Source organism: Peribacillus sp. B2I2 (assembly GCF_041261685.1).
Lineage (GTDB): Bacteria > Bacillota > Bacilli > Bacillales > DSM-1321 > Peribacillus.
The window spans coordinates 5,266,009-5,283,642 of record NZ_JBGCCB010000001.1; the positions used below are offsets into that span (position 1 = coordinate 5,266,009).

Here is a 17,634-nt window from a genome sequence, read left to right on the forward strand (position 1 = left end):
AAACATATTTAGCGGATATTAATACTTTTTGTTGAAAAATTCATTTATATTTTTCAGTAGATTGGTTTCAGTTTTGGAGGCTTCGCTATTTTCCTGCTGGATCGATAGGTAGATTTCTTTCCTATGGATATCGACGTTTTTAGGGGCATTGATACCCAGTTTGATCTGTTCTCCCTCAACGGACAGAATCGTAATTTCGATATCATCGCCAATCATGATCGATTCATTTAGTTTTCTGGTCAATACGAGCATCATTCTCCCCCCTGTTCTTCTAGAGGTCCAATCAGTCTGTGCTTTGTACGGTACTCACTGCCGCTCATGATAAATTGCTTTCCCATTTTTTTAGAGCTATTTATGATGATGGGTGCCTGGAGATTCGCCGTCGTATCATTGAAAGGGTCCTGGATCGTTAATATAACGAAAGTCAGGACTTCCAGTTCCGTTTCTATTTGTAAAGAAGATAATACCTCATCCGTAAGCTTCACTTCGTAATCGCGGTACACTTCAAAAGGATTCGTCACAATGAAGGAAACCTCTTTTGTTTCTAAGGATTGCAGGACGAAAAAGGGCGTGTCATCCAAAGTTAGCAAGCAAAACTGCTTTTCTTCTAAAAACCCTGGTATCCCGCTTTCAAATCTATAAATCTTTTCTTCTGCAATTTCCATTTCGCCATGAAATTTTGTCTGTATGATCATCTATGTTTTCACTTCCCTATCTCATCCGGAAATAAATTAATGAAATCTATATCCAGCGAATTTTTTGTAGAATTTCCACATTCACACGGCCTGGTGTGTACGCATGGTTCACCTTATGGATTTGAGCATCAATGATCGGTTTTTGAGCGGTTGCTTCAAGCTTCACTTGGGCCGGCTGGTAGTCAAGCTTCACGCTGAAATGAGAGGGAATCCATCCGAGATTGAATTGCTTCTCGGGCCCTTTGCTGTTTTGCCTGGCCTGATCAGCGAGTCCATTACCGCCTTTTTCAATATGCCTCAGCTCCGTCCCCTGCTGGGCACGTCTTTCCATACCCGCCATCCAATCTTGATATCCCTGCTGCGCAAATTCTTCCACTCGCTTGGAGAGGCTTTTCAAATCCATATCTTCCCTGGCTTGTGACTGATCGATCGTCAGCTTGCCTGGGGTCGTTTGAATTTCCAGGATTGCTTGCGGTTGTTCGATTGATTGGACCGCTGCCTTCTGTTCGATTTTCTGTACAGGCTGCTCTATATTCAATCCAATCTTCATTGAGGTGATTGCAATCTAATTTGTGGAATCTGCATCATCAACACTCCTTATAGAAAAAAGCTATCCATTTAAGAATAGCTTAGCGAAGAAAATCCAATAAACTCGGTTGCATGATTTTTGCTCCGATACTTAATGCAGCACTATGGACACTTTCCTGGGTCGTCAAATCCATGATCGCTTTTTCGATATCGACATCCTCATTTTTCGAAAGGATTTCAGTGGCAAAAACCTCCTGCTGTTTGAGACGGTCCGTCATCAGCTCAATCCGATTCTGCCTTGCACCAACCTGTGCCTGCATGCCTAAGAACGTATTTATCGTTGCATCAAGCCCTTCGAGCGCGCCACTCACGTCGCCGCCGTTTTCCAGTGCATCGATTGTCTGGTCGATGCTTCCGCCAGTGGCAAGTGCATCACCAAATATCTTGGAACCGTCCGTATTGATTTTAAGGGAAATACCGGAAAACACTTCAAGGTTTATGCCCCCTGCGACATATACCGTATTCCCATCCGCGTCTTTAACGGATGACGGTCTCACATTCGTATCCTGGCCGTTGAAAATATACTTCCCGGCTATCTGTGTGTCGCCAAGAGTTATGAGATGTTCTTTTAATTGCTTAATTTCCTCTGAAACATTTTTCAGCTGTTCCCCTTCATACGTACCATTGCTGCCTTGAACCGTTAACTCACGAATTCGCTGCATGGCGGAAACCGCTTCAGTAATGGCATCATCCGTGCTGTCGATCCAATTGGCCGCCTCGGCAATGTTACTTTGATATTGCCCAATTTGATTGAGATTTGTCCGGTACCCCATTCCCATCATGGCCGCAACAGGGTTATCCGATGGTTTGGAGAATTTCTTTTGAGAGGAAACCTGTTCTTGCAGCTTGGCCATCTTTTCATAACTGCTGCTTAAATTGCTTAACATATTATTGGTTAGCATCGATTGCGTTACCCGCATTTCCGTTCACTCCTATCGGCCTACTGTACCCATTCCGTTTATGATTTTATCGAGCATTTCATCCATCATCGTCATCATTCGTGCTGAAGCGTTGTATGCCTGCTGGAATTTGATCATGTCCGTCATTTCTTCATCAAGGGATACGGAACTGACGGACTCCCTATTTTGATTAACGGATTCAGCAAGCACGACAGAGTTGGAAAGGTTCTTTTGGGCGCTTTGGGAATCCACGCCAAGCTTCCCGATGATACCGGAATAATAGGTGTCGAAGCTTCCTGTCAATTCCTTTGAATTTTGGTCTCTAGTCGAGTACTCACTAAACGCCTTCTTCTTGAGGTCAGCCAGGAGTTTTGCATTTTCATTATCCCCGGATGCCCCTCCACTTTTACCGCCTGCGGCAATTTTTGTCGGGTCCTTTACGATCTCACGATTCACCTTGATGCTTTGGGCGGCACTCTTACCTGGTTCGAGTTCAAAGAAGTTCAATGTCGAAGTGCTGCCATCACCTAACGCATATCCTTGTTTATGGATGGCATTAAACTCATTCACAAAAGCTGTCGTCATATTATCGAGCTTTTTCAGCATATCAGGATAAGCTCCCCCGATCGTGCCATCAGCCTTTTTATAACCGAAGCTGTTGATCAAACCGGATAGATCTCCAGTGAATTTGTAATCCGTCAATGTTTTCGAACCAAATTTCACTCCGTCCACCATACCTGTCGTCTTATCATGGCTAACTTCAACTTTCGAAATCCCCACCATCCCGGTTTGGTTAACACTTACCAGATTGATGGGCGGCTTATAGGAGGAACCGTCTTCTTGCATCAATTCGATGTTATACAGCCCAGTTGCCACATCGCTGGCTCTGCCATAATCCGTCGGAATGACGTTATTCACTTTAATGCTGACAAGTTGAGAGAGATTGTCTACGAGTACATCACGTTTATCATAAAGGTCATTGGGGATATAACCATGCGGCTCCACTTTACTGATCTGTTGATTAAGCTGATCAATACTGCTAATGAGCCTATTGATATCGTTCGCTTTGACGTATATCTGATTACCGATATCCGTTTGAACGCTCGTTAGCGAGTTGTAGTAGTAGTTTAGGGTATCCGCGACCATGACGCCTGTTGAGGCAACTACTTCACGCGCCCCGGAGTTTTCCGTATTGGCCGTCAACCCTTGCAGCGAATTCCAGAACTTCTCCATCATGGCAGCCAATCCGCTGTCGGTTGGTTCATTCATGACCCCTTCCATTTTGGTCAAGGACTCGCTTATGGCCCCGTAATAACCGATTTTATTACTCTGTGTCCTGTATTGTGCGTCCAGGAAACTGTCCCGTATCCGCTGAACCGTTTCTGCCGCTACCCCTGTCCCGATCTGCCCAGCTACGCGCGGGCTGTTCAACCCGACAGTAGGAAAGCCAGACGTCTGGACCAGGTTGACCCGCTGCCTTGAATAACCTAATGTATTGGCATTGGCCACGTTATTTCCTGTTGTGTACAAGGCCCCTTGAGAGGTGGATAATCCGCGCTTAGCCGTCTCAAGACCCATAAAGGTTGAAATCATTTACTCGAACCTCCATCTTTTTTCTGTTTCTTATGCTTTGGTATCAAACATTCCCATGGCGCTTTTTACCGGTATTTTAACCGAATCCCCGTAATTCAGGTTCTGATTTTGCGGCCTCAGCATATCCAAAGAGACATTGATGAATTGAAGGGACTGATAGATCAATTGCTGATTTAAATAGTTCCGCTCCTTCAGCTTAGCCACTTCATCACTCAATTCCGCTTTAAGCCGTTCAAGGATTTCCGTTTCTGCCGGTCCTGTCATTTCCGTTATTGCATGGATGGAGGCCGCCTGTCCCACCGATCCATTTGCTGTAAGAAATTCCTCGACTGCCCCTTCCCTTTCCTTATCCGTTTGACTGATTGCTTTAATATGCTTTTGTTCCTGAATCAGCAGGGCATTAATTGCCTCGGTATCACTTGCTTTCAAAATGACCGTTTTTCTTATCGCTAATTGATTGAAGCTTTTATGGAGCTTGATCAATTTTTCAAGCGATTCGATGATGTTCCGTGCAGACATTTTGCCGCCTCCTCTACTCATAAATGAAGGACGGAAAATGCTTCCGTCCACTTCATTCAAGCATTTTCAATGAAAATTCATTTCCGGTAAAAATCGATGAGACCCTTAGCCGTTGCCTGTGCATTCAATTTATAATTTCCGTTTTCAACTTGGATTTTCAATTCGTCCACTTTTGCTTGTCTTGCAGCAGGAATCGGAGATGATTGCTGCATTTCTTTTGCCGCTGAAGAAATTTCGACTTTATCCGAGGATTTGACCTTGGATTCTTTGATATTCCCCGTTTTATTGGCTTGAAGATTATAAGGGTTAACACCTGTCATACCGACGTTATTGATTTTCATATTCCAGATCCTCTCCTTCGGTCCATTTTTTAGATTCCATAATAGTACGTTTCCTTAACAGACCATGAAAATGGCTCTGGACTGTGTTAATCTCCCTATCGTTATTATCGACAAGGAATGGATTTCTTTAATTGTTTCTTTAATCTTTCCTTCGACAACCATTGTCGATTCTTGTTCTCAATATCGAATATTTTAACAAATCAAGCATCATGTTGCCATGATTTATCCTTATTGATCTTCCTTCATGTAGTACGTATTTTTTTTATCATTTCCTTGAATTCCAGTTAGGCGCTTTTCCTCATTTTCAAATGTCTCTAAATCCGTACGCAGTGAATCGCTGCATTCTCCGCATAACCTTCCGCTCTTGATGTGAGTACCGCACTTTTCACAAGGAATTCCCAGATTGGGAAACTGCGAAAATCCTTAGCTTTCCTGTTTTCACGAATTTAATGATTAAAGAAGTCTCTTCAACGCCAGTGTCCTTAACCACTTGCATCATGGACGCCGTTCTATTTATTTTCTTGCGAATATATGCATACACTTTATCATATTGGGCTTCTTCTTCTTTATAGCAGGCATCGCATACATCACGGAATTTCGTCATAACGAATAACGAATTACAGTTTGGACAGTTGAATATTTCCATTAGGGGCCCCTCCTTCACCATCACAACGATTATTCTTCAGTACTTTATATATCGAATAATACCGGCGATACTTTAGGATGTTGTTTAAAATGAGCTGTTTCACCTAGCAAGGGTGATGGATGATACTTCTTTGGCCCCAGCTGTTTTCAATGACTTGGCTGCTTGCCTGAGAGTTGTGCCTGTCGTGTAAATGTCATCGATGATCAAAATTGATTTATGCTCCAGCAAATCGGGGTGTATGACCCGAAATACCTGCGGTAATGACAGTCTATCTTGACGTGATTTTTTTGATTGTTTTTCCGAATGGATTCTCGTTAAGGTCTCAACGGTTTGAAGTCCAAGAAGGTCTGCTAATGCCTGTCCCTGATTGAATCCCCGTTCCCTAAGCCGTTCATCACTAAGAGGGATGGTAGTTACAAGGTCAAACACCATGTCCTTTAGCCTGTCTTTCATAAAAGGGACGAAAACCTCAGCTAATGCATAATCCCCTCGGTACTTATATTTGGCAATAATATCTTTTAGGTATTCATTATAATGAAATAGCGATATGTTCTTCGACAAATAGCCTCCCCATTCCCTATCCCTTTCCCATCTTGAACAATCCAGACAGAGGTCACCTGTGCTGTAATTACCGTCCAGCTCCCTTGTACACATTTTACATGTTTCTCCGGTTATCCTATTAAGTTTCCCCTCACACCTTTCACAGATTGCCTTTGCCTCGGCCCTTTCCAATAGGCTCCTCCAAGTCAATGCCTCCTTCATTCCTTCATCACAAACAAGACATCTACTCATCCAGCAGCCCCCTTTTCTTGGCATCTTCATTCATCATTTGTATATGGTGAACCGTCTTGACCATCGCCTTACTTTTCCCGTAATGGAAAAAGGTGATCGTCCCGGCTGGGTTAGCAAAGCTCCTCCCTACCCGGCCTGCAATCTGAACGAGGGCGCTTTCTGAAAACACTTCATGTTCAGCACCAATCACGGCTACTTCCAACCGTTCAATTGTCACACCCCGTTCCAATATGGTCGTGGTCAATAACCCTGGAACCATTCCATTTCTTAATGCCAGTACTCTTTCCCTTCGATCAGGGTGATGTGAGTGGACAATCGTTAATTCAGGGGACAGCCTTTGAAACAGAGGAATGACTTGCTCCATCACTTGAATACTTGGAAAAAATAATAGGAAGGGGATATTCTGCCTAAGGCGTTCAGTTACCCATCCGTTGATTACGGGAGGAATCTTTTTTTGAAGAAATAGTTTTTGCCAGTTGCCGCTCCATTTCATTTCAGGGACAGGGATGGGCTGACGATGGTAACGGGCTGGGATTATAACGGCTTTCAATTTTCCGCTTCGATATAGCCGCTGCATCCGTTTCGTAGGTGTGGCGGTCAAGTAGATGGTTGCGGCAGAAAACTTTTTCGATTTATTAACCGCATAGTGGAGCGAATCATCAATTGAGTAGGGAAACGCATCGACTTCATCGACGATGATGACATCAAAGGCTTCAATAAAACGGAAAAGCTGATGTGTAGTGGAAACAGTTAGTGGCGAAAACCCATGTCGATCTGCACTGCCTCCATGGAGGGTCGTGACCTCAATGGCAGGAAAGGCTTTTTTTAACCTCGGTGAGAGTTCGAGAACGACATCGGTCCGCGGTGTTGCCAAACAGATCCGTTTCCCGGAATGCAAGGCTGCCCCAATTGCTGCAAATAGGACCTCCGTCTTACCGGCGCCACATACTGCCCATACCAGGAATTCACTTTTTCCGTGTATGGCCTCAACGACACAGTCAGAGGCATTTTGCTGACCTGCAGATAAAGTGCCTTCCCAACTCATCACATTGTCCGGAACCTCAAACTGAACACCCGGACCGGTCCATTTATATAACTTTGCACATTCACTGACCCGACCCATCATGATGCAGGAGCGGCAGTAAGTGCAATCCCGATTGCACATCTTACATGGGAAGGTATAAAACAAAGCTTGATCTTTGTTACCGCAGCGAACACAATTAAACAGGCCACTCTCAGATTGCACGCCGCAAGTTTCCGATACATACCCATTCTTGAGATGTCCTGTGATTAGTTCTTGGGAGAAGGGGATTTCGAAGGCCAAAAGGTGCCTTCCCATGAGATGGTTCTGTAGTTCCGGGGAAAAAGGAGGGGGAATGATCATATTTTCCAAACTGCAACCTTCTTTCTTAATAAATTACACTCCTCCATATCATTCGCTTTTTACTTTCAGATCCCTTTTTGCTCATATAAAAACGCCTTCCCCTTTTTCAAGGGAAAGGCGTACCAGCTTATATTTTATACCAGCCCATCCCCATCGAGCCTTCGCCCAGATGCGTACCGATTACTGGACCGAAATAGCTGATGTCGAACTCGACATTAGGGAACCGAACTTCAAGTTCGGTTTTCCAACTTTCAGCTTCACTTTCTCGCTTTGCATGAATAATGACGGCTTTATACTTCTCGCCGCCTGCCGCGTCATCTCCAAGTAAATCAGCAATCCGTTTCATCGCTTTTTTTCTTGTACGGATTTTTTCAAAAGGAACAATGACTTTATCAACAAAATGGAGGACCGGCTTCACTTGAAGCAGACTGCCAATCAATGCTTGGGCACTGCTTAAGCGTCCACCGCGCTGTAGATGGGATAGATCGTCTGCCATGAAGTATGCCTTGACGGATGGTTTCATTTCTTCGAGCCTGGCGATGATCTCTCCTGCGCCTTTACCATCGAGTGCCATCTTAGCCGCCTCAATCACGTAAAACCCCTGGACCATGCAGCTGATTTCCGAATCAAAGGCATGTACCCTAATCCCCTCGACCATTTCACCTGCCGATACCGCTCCTTGATACGTACCACTGATTCCGCTCGATAAATGAATCGAAATAACATCATCATATTCTTTTTGCAGCTCCTCGAATTTCTCGACAAACTGTCCGATTGGAGGCTGTGAAGTGGTCGGTAATTTCTCCTGCCTCTTTACTTCCTCATAAAACTCATCCGCAGTAATGTCCACTTCTTCCCGGTAAGCTTCATTGGAAAAAATGACATTAAGCGGCATCATATGTATATGTAGACGTTCACGAATTTCCTTGGGTATATATGCAGTGCTATCTGTTACGACTGAGGTTTTCATAAATAGTACCATCCTTATAAAAATTTACTCTGTATCTTATTCACCATACTATCTGAAAATGCCTTTATTTGCATTAAATAGCTTTATTCATTACCATAAATATGTAAAATCCCAATTTTAAATCGAGACCGACAAAAAAGTCCGACCCTTCAGTACGCATTGCGGAAACTGAAGAGCCGGACTTATCGAAAGCTTTAATTACTTCACTTCTACCCAGCCATTTTTAATAGCTAGGACGACCGCTTGTGTACGGTCATTCACATTCATCTTCTGAAGAATGTTACTCACATGGTTCTTGACTGTTTTTTCACTGATATATAGAGTTTCGCCGATGGCACGGTTGCTTTTTCCGTCCGCTAAAAGTTGAAGTACTTCACATTCACGTCGAGTCAATAGGTGAAGCGGCCTCCTGATTTCTATTGTGTGAATGGAATCACGATCAGCACCCTCTTCAGCTGCTAAGCGGCGATATTCTTTAACTAAATTATGGGTAACCTTCGGATGAAGGTATGAGCCGCCTTCAGCGACTACACGAACGGCATCAATCAACGCATCTGCGTCCATTTCTTTCAACAGGTAACCTTGTGCTCCTGTTTTCAATGCATGCTGCACGTAATTTTCATCATCATGAATGGAAAGGATGATGACTTTTGTTTCAGGGTAACGGTTCACGAGCATTTTTGTCGCTTCGACCCCATTCATAGTCGGCATGTTGATATCCATGATGACAACATCAGGTTTATGTGTTTCAACGAGATCCATAGCTTCGCTTCCGTCATCGCCCTCGGCAACAACATCAAAGGATGATTCAAAATCTAATATGCGCTTTACGCCTTCACGGAAAAGCTGATGGTCATCGATAATGATGATACTAGTCTTCAACGGCTTCTTCCTCCTAGTTTCTATTTCTATTCTCTATATTTATAAATGATAGGGAATCTGTATAAACACCAAAGTGCCTGCCCCTGGTTGTGAATCGATCGTCATTTCACCTTCAAGCAACTCGACTCTTTCCCTCATGCCTACCAATCCAAATGAACCTTCTTTTTGGATTGAAGAGTCAAACCCTTTTCCATCATCTTTGACGACGACGGTCACCATCTCTTTGGAAATGGACAGTTTAACTTGAACCTGTTTTGGCTCCGCATGCTTCAAAGAATTTTGTACAGCCTCTTGAACTAGCCTGAATAAAGCGACCTCCATATCGGAAGGAAGCCTTTTGACCTGTCCAAGGTTGACGAAATTCAAATGCACGCCCTTATTATAGTCTTCGGTCGTTTGCAAATACTTTCTGAGGGTAGGAACTAGGCCTAAATCATCAAGTGCCATAGGGCGAAGATCATAGATGATTCTGCGCACTTCATATAAAGCATTCCTTACCATGACCTTTAAACTACGGATCTCCACTAGCGCTTCATCAGGACCTCTCTCACGTTGTACTCGTTCTATCAAATCTGAACGCATCATGACGTTTGCCAGCATTTGCGCCGGACCATCATGAATTTCCCGCGAAAGCTTTTTACGTTCCTGCTCCTGGGCTTCGATAATTTTCAAACCGAAGTCCTGTTTGCGTTTCGCTTCTTGAAGGGCTTCCCCCACAAATTTAAGATCCTGCGTCAAATAATTCTGTACCACCGATATTTGCGAGACGAGATGCACCGCTTTATCGATCGTCTGCTGTAAACCCCTTAACCTTAACTCAAGTTCATCCCGGCGATTACGGAGCTCTTTCTCCAATTGCCGGTTTATTTGTAAATCGACTTGCAGCTTATGTGCCCTTTCATAAGCATCGCGCACCTGTTCTTCAGAAAAATGGTTGAAGTGCATACTGACTTCGGAAAGCCTTTTTCGAGCAAACCTGGCTTTTGAATCCAGTGCATCGCTATCGGTTATCACAATGGCAACCCTAATTTTCACATCATCAAGCTCTTTTGTCAGTGACTCAAAATCCTTTCGGCATTGTTCGCCGATATCAAAGACCTCACCCTTACTTTCACTGACAGTGCTCACCATTGTTTCTAAGATCTTGTCCAATGCTTTAGCATCAACCTTTTTTATGGACATTAAGATCCCTCCACTTAAATCAAAAGACTTAAACAATTTATTGTCTTAAAGACTATGTATATGGAAAAAAGTTCTTTTCCTTTTTCATGAATGGTTAAATTTCAGGAAACTTTTGTGAAGTAACCTTCATGAACATATTGTACCAAAAAAAGAATAAAAATACGTTAATTTCCTTTTCGGATTTCCACAAAATGTACATATTTACTATACATCTCATTTTCCCGGCTATGGATAGCGTAATAGTCTACCTAATTAAAGGCAGAAAGCCATTTCTATTATCCTAATACAAATTATCCTTTTCAAACAAATGGGATATTCCGCTCCATTGATTATCATATGAAACAGATGCATTTATTAAATGGCAAAATCCTTGAAATGAGAGGACACGTTAAGGACAAGCCAGGATTATGGTACAGGACGCATGTTTTTCCTAGAATGTTATTCTTTTAAGCATATGTGACCAGCTAATAACAATAACAGGCAATAGAATTAATTATAACACGTACAAATTTTTCTTATATTAAAGTTTCTTTACACATGCCAGTATGAAAATGGATCGTCATTGCCACTTTTTCCGCAAAGCCTTATAATAAATCAACTAATAGGAAGTACGAAGGTGGAATAGTAATGCTCACTCAATATTTAACGGTGGCAGGTCGCGGCGAACACGAAATCATCATTGAAAAATCCCGTTTTATTTCCCACATCGCCCGAGTCGAAACCGAAGAAGCCGCACAGGCCTTTATCCAGGAGATCAAGAAAAAGCATAAAGATGCTACACATAATTGTTCTGCCTATATGATCGGGGAACAAAATCAAATCCAAAAAGCCCTCGACGATGGAGAACCGAGCGGTACAGCAGGCGTCCCTATCCTTGAAGTTCTTAAGAAAAAAGAACTGAAAGACACGGCGGTTGTGGTCACACGGTATTTTGGCGGCATCAAACTTGGTGCTGGCGGTCTCATTCGCGCTTACAGCAAAGCGACTTCAGAAGGAATAAATACCACCGGTGTAGTCATTAGAAAATTAATGCGGGTCATTTCGACAACCGTCGACTATACCTGGCTTGGAAAATTGGAAAACGAATTGCGATCTTCCATTTATCAAATAAAGGAAATTCAGTACCTCGATCAGGTCAATATCCTTGTATATGTCGGGGAAACACAAAAAGAGGCATATACCGCCTGGATTACAGAGCTGACAAATGGTCAAGGCCAAATCACTGAGGACGAAATGCTATATTTGGAACAGGAATTCACCTGATTTCTTCCTGCATATTTTTCCTTTTTTATGCTGTAATATAATTGAAAAGAAATATTTATTTTACGAAATTATTAAATCATTGTAAAATTAGGATTAATTGACGAAATATAACCTGCAGGATTCGAAAAATAGCGATTTATGTCTGATGTTCGTTATTTAAAAGGAGAAGAAAAGATGTCTAATACTAGGCGTGTCTATAAAATTAAAAAAACAAAGAAAAAAAGGCGAAAGAGACTTTGGTTATTGCTTGTTCCGCTGCTGGTACTTGGTCTGGGGGCTTCTACGTATGCTGCAACCCTGTATATGAAAGCCCAGAATGTATTCAATGATTCTTATGACCCTGTGGAAGCATCTGCAAAGCGGAGTGCAGCGATCGACCCGCTCGAAGATAATTTCTCCATTCTTTTCATAGGGATCGATGATAGTAAGGAACGTGACTTTAAAGGAAACTCACGCTCGGATGCTTTAATCTTGGCTACCTTCAATAAAGATCAAAAATCTATAAAACTATTAAGCATTCCTCGTGATTCGTATGTGTACGTGCCAGCCAAAGGCGTAACCACGAAAATCAACGCGGCGCATGCTGCCGGTGGAGCAAAAGCAACGATGGACACCGTTGAGGAGTTATTCGATATCCCTGTCGATTATTATGTCCGCATGAACTTTAATGCTTTCATCGATGTCGTGGATTCATTGGACGGAATCGAAGTCGACGTACCATATGAATTGAATGAAATGGATTCAAAGGACAAGAGGAATGCCATCCATCTTGAAAAAGGATTACAGACAGTTAATGGTGAAGAAGCATTAGCGTTTGCACGGACACGTAAAAAGGACAGTGATATCCAACGTGGTGAGCGTCAGCAAGAAGTCCTAAAAGCCATCATTGCCAAAGCAACCTCTGCTGGATCACACTAACTAAATATACAGGCGTAATGGAAGCTGTCGGTGACAATATGACAACGAACCTTCAATTCTCACAAATGAGAGGTTTCATAAAATATGTAACTACCGATAAAGGTCTCAATCTTGAAACCATCAAACTTGAAGGTCAGGATTCTACCATTGGCGGAACCTATTATTATCAGCTCAACGAAACATCAGTAGCCAACACTAAGCTGATGCTTCAATCCCACTTGAACCTGGGACCGAAAGAAGGCAATCAAACTGAATCCGTTCAATCACAAATACAAGAATAAAGTGAAACCCCCACTCGTCATGAAGTGGGGGTTTCACTTTTTCTTGCTTCCTCTTCGATTCTCTCATGTCAAAAAAAGCCTCCATCCGTTTTAAAGTAACGGATGGAGGCTTTTCTAATCTAGTAATCTATTTGCAAAGCCGTCATGGCTTGTTTTTAAAGTTGAGCATCTTCAGCAACGGCTGATAGTTTGAATTGACCAAACCAATTTTCTCCACAAAAATCTCTATGATCAACAGGAGTCCAGTTACAAGGAACAAAGCTCCCCACATCGTTGCAAATGAAAAGATTATTGCCGCTAAGCCGAAGCAGGCAGCTAAAGCGTAAATGAGCAAGACAGTCTGCTTATGAGTGAATCCCAAGTTTATCAAGCAGTGATGTAAATGGGATTTATCAGCAGCCGAGATTGGCTGTTTATTGACGACCCTGCGGATAATCGCGAAAAATGTATCCGAAATGGGCACACCCAAGATGATGATCGGTACGATCAAGGAAATCATCGTAACGTTTTTAAATCCTAGCAGGGACAGGACGGCAATGATATAACCTAAAAATAAGGCACCTGTATCTCCCATGAAAATCTTTGCCGGATGAAAGTTAAATTTCAAAAAGCCCAGAGTGCTTCCAATCACGATCAATGCGACCATAGCAACAAACAGATCATGTTTAATAAGGGCCATTGTTGCAATTGTCACTAATGCGATCGTTGAGACACCACCTGCGAGACCATCCAGTCCATCTATTAGGTTAATTGCATTAATGATGCCGACAATCCACAAAATGGTGATCGGTATACTTAAAACACCAAATTCAAGTGTATCGGTAAAGAACGGCAAATTGATGAATTCCACTTCAAGACCGCCCCATAATACGATAATGAGGGCAGCCAAAACCTGGCCCAGGAATTTGGGTGCAGCTCTTAATTCATATATATCATCAGCCATCCCGATTAGAATGATGACAAGTGCTCCTACCAGGAGTGGCAATTGTCCCCAAAAATCATTTGTAAAAAGTAAGAAGGTAATGAAAAAACTCAAAAATATAGCTAAACCGCCCATGCGCGGCATAATTTTACTATGCACTTTTCGCTCATTCGGTTTATCGGTAGCTCCTAATTTAAAGGCCAGCTTTCCGACAAAAGGAGTCAAAAAAATGGATAATAAAAAGGCTACCAACAAGGCCCCTATTAACATCAAGAACCACCTCATTTCAACTAAAAATCTAATACCCGTAACGATCTATAAGAAAACCTATATATAAATGCTTATTTTAATTTTTCATCCTCAAATAAACATTATATACGTTATTGGCTAAAATCTCTATAGAAAAGTTGTTTTTTGCAAATTTTTGTAAATCCAACCCTATCTTTGTCAGGTTTCCGGATTTTTTTGATTCTAAAGCGTTGCAGATGGCCAATTTCAGCTGATCGACATTGCCGATATCCGTAATCCAGCCCTTGCTCCCATCAGGAATCAATTGCTTTACACCGCCAACATCACTAGTGATTGCCGGCAGACCGGATCTTGCTCCTTCAAGTAGTACCAATGGAAAGCTTTCGCTTAAGGAAGTCAATAATGTGACGTCCCCCAATGGGTAGATTCTTTCCAAATCTTCACGATACCCTAAAAAGTGCACGTGATCGGATAATCCCTTTTCCGAGACCATATTTTCCAGAACAGTTCTCCTGCTCCCATCCCCAGCAAGCAACAGCTTTACATGGGGGAATTCTGATACCACTTCACTTAATGCCGCTAAGGCAAATTCATGACCTTTCACCGGTTCAAGCCTTGCAGGCATGATGATGATGAAATCATCTGCCCCAAACCCGAAAGCATCCCTTTGAAAGGGGAAAGGCAATTCCTTTTCAAAGTCAATTCCATTTAGGATCTTTGTAATTTTGGACGAATGGATTCCCTGGTCAATCAAGTCCTGCTTAAAGCGATCGGAAACTGCCAGTATATGATCGGCATATTGAAATGACCTTACATGTAGGCCCGTAAACAATTTTCCTTTTACACCCTGGCCTAAAAAATCATGTTGAGGTGAACTGTGAACAGTAAGAAGCCAAGGACGTTTAATGAGGCGCTTTAATAAAGCACCATATATATTCGCCCGCGGACCATGGGTATGGATGATGTCTATATTATTTAGACGGATAAAGTCCCGTAAAGGTTTCAAAATTGAAAGGTCATATTTCGAATGTTGCTTGAAAAGTTCAGTTTGTATCCCAGAGGACCTGGCCCTCCGGTAAAATTCACCATCTTCAAATAAACCAAGCAAGCACTCCTCTTTATTCAATTGGTTCAGTAAGGACATAATATGAAACATACCGCCGCCAATTTCATTACCAGCGTTTAAATGCAAGATTCTCATCCAGTCCACTCCTTAAGTTCAGGAACGCTGCACCGTTTTCCTTAACCGTCTAACCTTGAATACGAATCTTGGCAGTGCAAGCATCCGTTTCCACCGTGAAGGTTGCTGGATCAATCGGTACAACCATTCAAGACGCATCTTCTGCCAGAAAACCGGAGCGCGGTTCACCTTTCCCGCAAGAACATCAAAGCTCCCCCCAACTCCCATGAACAACCCTTTATTAAATAGTGAATAGTGTCTGGAAACCCATTTTTCCTGCCTCGGAAACCCTAATGCAGTCAAAATGATGTCAGGTTCAAGTTCCGCTATCGACTTAGCAAGGCCATCGTCCTTAATATCAATGTAACCATGGTTGTATCCCACCAACTCGAGACCCGGGTATAGCTCTTTTGCTTTACGGGCAGCTGCTTCAATTACATGTTCTTCCGCTCCAAGCAGGTATACCTTAAGCGCTTTTTCATCAGCGACCCTAAATAATTCATTCATCAAGTCGAATCCTGTAATCCGTTCTTGCAAAGGTTGATTTAGCCATTTAGAGGCCATAATAATACCAATGCCATCCGGAGTGATGTAATCAGCCGATTTTATGATGTCCTTATAATCCTGATGTTCATTTGCATACTCCACTATTTCTGGGTTTGCCGTAACGACAAACGTTTTTTCCTGATTCATTAATCTTGGATAGATCATTCCATTCACGAATTCATCCATATTGCTATCAATGAATGGTATGGATAGTATCTCAACAAACTTTTCTGTCATTTAACTTCAGCCTTTCATATGTACTATACATCTAAAGGGTGGGGTATTATTCAAGAAATTTTTTCATACACATAATAGAACGTGATTTTTCGTTTCAAAGGTGGTTAATCAATTGAATTTTTTAGACAAACAATCATTACCCATTCTAGTCATGTGCCTGCTTGTCCCATTAGCAGTGCCTCACCCTATCGCCGGTTACATGGCAACGGCGTTGATGCTCTTTTTTATCGGTATAAATAAAAAAAACCTGTTATTAATTCTATTCATTTACTTCCCTGCCCGTCCCTTATTGATGGAACTGAATAGCGGCTTAACCTATACAGGTGACCTGATCATCCTCACCTTATTCGTTTCTTTGCTTATTGAAAGATTCAAGAAGAACGAATGGCATTTTTCGAACTATCATTTCACCTTGCCATTTTGGTTGTTTTGTTTAGTTGGTGCCGTAGCTGCACTCATTAACGGAGTGGGAATCCTCCCTATCGTATTTGAACTCCGGGCTTTGCTTGTTACATTCTTGCTTCTTTACATTATCGGTGAATTAAATCTAGAAAGAAAGGATATCTTTCGCTTTTTGAAGGGTAATCCTAATATTTACAATCCTTCTTTGCCTGCATGGTATATTGGAGAAAATCTTTTCGCGTACGATCCTGCTTCCCCACGCATGGGAAATGTGGAATCTTTCTCCAACAAACCGGATGAGGATTTATGGTGCACCTGCCAACCCTAATGTATTTGCCTTATTCTTAAGCATCCAGTTATTCCTTAGTTTCTTTCTTTACCAGTCGCTGAAAAAATATAAATCCATCGTCTTTCTAGCGTCCATCTTACTTTCTGGCACGTTACTGCTTACCTATTCACGGGGCACGATGATTGCATTCGGATTCGCGGCACTTGTCTTCATCATTTGGACTAGAAATAAACCATTTCTCAAATATGCTGCAGGAGCATTAGTTCTAGGCCTGCTTCTGATTTATTACCCAGTTTTATTCGCTTCAAGTAAAGTGGAGGTATCCGCATCTGTTCCCATGGAAAATATGGTAATTGGCAGCACACCCACTTCCGAACATGAACATGCCCTCTCCAATCGATTTTCTGAAATGTTCTCTGATAAGACTTTACACCAGAGTACGGAATGGGGCCGGTTATATGTCCTAATCAAGGGAATTGAAATTTTCAAAGATCATCCCATAATCGGTACAGGGATGGCAACCTTCGGAGATTCTGCCACACTTACCTTTTCCTCACCAATCTATCAGGAATACCAAATTGGTGAAAGGATGTATTCCGATAATCAATATATCCAGATTCTCGTACAAACTGGGGTGCTTGGTTTTCTCGCGGTTCTAGCATTCATCCTTTTTACCTACCGTAAAATCATTAAATCGGGAAATGGCACTTTGACAGTGTTCACCATCTGCCTGATGTTGGCAGCTTTATTAGCAGGACTTTTTTACAATATTCTCGAAGATAAAACCTTTACACTATTTTTTTATAGTTGTTTGGGCTTCTGTATACAAAAGGACATCATTTTAAAGGATTGAAAA

General features: G+C 42.2%; 21 protein-coding genes. 5 read left to right on the plus strand and 16 right to left on the minus strand.

The genetic code is table 11. The features are described 5' to 3' along the window. Positions 1-18: 18 nt before the first annotated feature. The 13 genes from csrA to ABIE66_RS26375 all read right to left on the minus strand — a co-directional run bounded on the left by csrA (position 19) and on the right by ABIE66_RS26375 (position 10,491). Positions 19-252, minus strand: coding sequence for a carbon storage regulator CsrA (csrA, locus tag ABIE66_RS26315; protein WP_289326982.1), 234 nt, complete (start codon positions 250-252; stop codon positions 19-21). After that, complete coding sequence (gene fliW, locus ABIE66_RS26320; RefSeq protein WP_289326983.1) at positions 252-695, minus strand: flagellar assembly protein FliW; 444 nt, start codon at positions 693-695, stop codon at positions 252-254. Before fliW ends, csrA begins: the two co-directional genes overlap by 1 nt. A 46-nt stretch (positions 696-741) precedes the next feature. Next, positions 742-1,245, minus strand: coding sequence for a DUF6470 family protein (locus ABIE66_RS26325; protein ID WP_370016811.1), 504 nt, complete (start codon positions 1,243-1,245; stop codon positions 742-744). A 79-nt stretch (positions 1,246-1,324) separates the two neighbouring features. After that, positions 1,325-2,203 (minus strand): flagellar hook-associated protein FlgL, encoded by an 879-nt coding sequence (gene flgL, locus ABIE66_RS26330; protein WP_370016812.1) that lies wholly within the window; start codon positions 2,201-2,203, stop codon positions 1,325-1,327. Positions 2,204-2,215: 12 nt separating this feature from the next. Continuing rightward, positions 2,216-3,775 (minus strand): flagellar hook-associated protein FlgK, encoded by a 1,560-nt coding sequence (flgK, locus tag ABIE66_RS26335; RefSeq protein ID WP_370016813.1) that lies wholly within the window; start codon positions 3,773-3,775, stop codon positions 2,216-2,218. A 30-nt stretch (positions 3,776-3,805) separates the two neighbouring features. Continuing rightward, entirely contained in the window at positions 3,806-4,294 is a 489-nt protein-coding gene (locus ABIE66_RS26340) for a flagellar protein FlgN (protein ID WP_289326987.1), read from the minus strand. Between the two features lie 77 nt (positions 4,295-4,371). Beyond that, entirely contained in the window at positions 4,372-4,635 is a 264-nt protein-coding gene (flgM, locus tag ABIE66_RS26345; protein ID WP_289326988.1) for a flagellar biosynthesis anti-sigma factor FlgM, read from the minus strand. Positions 4,636-5,020: 385 nt separating this feature from the next. Then, positions 5,021-5,281, minus strand: a complete 261-nt coding sequence (locus tag ABIE66_RS26350) for a hypothetical protein (RefSeq protein WP_370016814.1) — start codon at positions 5,279-5,281, stop codon at positions 5,021-5,023. Between the two features lie 99 nt (positions 5,282-5,380). Further along, positions 5,381-6,073: a ComFC family protein gene (locus ABIE66_RS26355; protein ID WP_370016815.1), complete on the minus strand. Its 693-nt coding sequence runs from the start codon at positions 6,071-6,073 to the stop codon at positions 5,381-5,383. Beyond that, positions 6,066-7,196 (minus strand): ATP-dependent helicase ComFA, encoded by a 1,131-nt coding sequence (locus tag ABIE66_RS26360; RefSeq protein ID WP_370016816.1) that lies wholly within the window; start codon positions 7,194-7,196, stop codon positions 6,066-6,068. Before ABIE66_RS26360 ends, ABIE66_RS26355 begins: the two co-directional genes overlap by 8 nt. A 388-nt stretch (positions 7,197-7,584) precedes the next feature. Beyond that, complete coding sequence (locus tag ABIE66_RS26365) at positions 7,585-8,427, minus strand: DegV family protein (protein ID WP_289326992.1); 843 nt, start codon at positions 8,425-8,427, stop codon at positions 7,585-7,587. A gap of 198 nt (positions 8,428-8,625) precedes the next feature. Then, positions 8,626-9,309 carry a response regulator gene (locus tag ABIE66_RS26370; RefSeq protein WP_283916290.1) on the minus strand — a complete coding sequence of 228 codons (684 nt, stop codon included), beginning with the start codon at positions 9,307-9,309 and terminating at the stop codon, positions 8,626-8,628. Between the two features lie 39 nt (positions 9,310-9,348). Next, on the minus strand, positions 9,349-10,491 hold the full coding sequence (locus ABIE66_RS26375) for a sensor histidine kinase (RefSeq protein WP_289314374.1): 1,143 nt from the start codon (positions 10,489-10,491) through the stop codon (positions 9,349-9,351). Between the two features lie 627 nt (positions 10,492-11,118). Here ABIE66_RS26375 and ABIE66_RS26380 point away from each other — a divergent pair. The 3 genes from ABIE66_RS26380 (at position 11,119) to ABIE66_RS26390 (ending at position 12,953) form a co-directional block, all read left to right on the plus strand. After that, positions 11,119-11,754 (plus strand): YigZ family protein, encoded by a 636-nt coding sequence (locus ABIE66_RS26380; RefSeq protein ID WP_289326993.1) that lies wholly within the window; start codon positions 11,119-11,121, stop codon positions 11,752-11,754. Between the two features lie 174 nt (positions 11,755-11,928). Then, a complete protein-coding gene (locus ABIE66_RS26385; protein WP_370016817.1) occupies positions 11,929-12,672 on the plus strand; it encodes an LCP family protein in 744 nt (247 codons plus the stop codon). 65 nt (positions 12,673-12,737) lie between these two features. Beyond that, positions 12,738-12,953: a hypothetical protein gene (locus ABIE66_RS26390; RefSeq protein ID WP_370016818.1), complete on the plus strand. Its 216-nt coding sequence runs from the start codon at positions 12,738-12,740 to the stop codon at positions 12,951-12,953. A gap of 142 nt (positions 12,954-13,095) precedes the next feature. Here the strand turns inward: ABIE66_RS26390 and ABIE66_RS26395 are convergent, their stop codons facing one another. The 3 genes from ABIE66_RS26395 to ABIE66_RS26405 all read right to left on the minus strand — a co-directional run bounded on the left by ABIE66_RS26395 (position 13,096) and on the right by ABIE66_RS26405 (position 16,087). Further along, a complete protein-coding gene (locus ABIE66_RS26395; RefSeq protein ID WP_289326995.1) occupies positions 13,096-14,145 on the minus strand; it encodes a glycosyltransferase family 4 protein in 1,050 nt (349 codons plus the stop codon). A 76-nt stretch (positions 14,146-14,221) separates the two neighbouring features. Continuing rightward, entirely contained in the window at positions 14,222-15,325 is a 1,104-nt protein-coding gene (locus ABIE66_RS26400; protein WP_370016819.1) for a glycosyltransferase family 4 protein, read from the minus strand. Between the two features lie 18 nt (positions 15,326-15,343). After that, complete coding sequence (locus ABIE66_RS26405; protein WP_370016820.1) at positions 15,344-16,087, minus strand: WecB/TagA/CpsF family glycosyltransferase; 744 nt, start codon at positions 16,085-16,087, stop codon at positions 15,344-15,346. A 112-nt stretch (positions 16,088-16,199) separates the two neighbouring features. On the opposite strand from ABIE66_RS26405, the gene ABIE66_RS26410 reads away from it, so the two are divergent. Next, complete coding sequence (locus tag ABIE66_RS26410; protein ID WP_370016821.1) at positions 16,200-16,817, plus strand: hypothetical protein; 618 nt, start codon at positions 16,200-16,202, stop codon at positions 16,815-16,817. Next, positions 16,786-17,631, plus strand: a complete 846-nt coding sequence (locus ABIE66_RS26415; RefSeq protein ID WP_370016822.1) for an O-antigen ligase family protein — start codon at positions 16,786-16,788, stop codon at positions 17,629-17,631. The genes ABIE66_RS26410 and ABIE66_RS26415 overlap by 32 nt, the downstream gene beginning before the upstream one ends. Positions 17,632-17,634 lie beyond the last annotated feature (3 nt).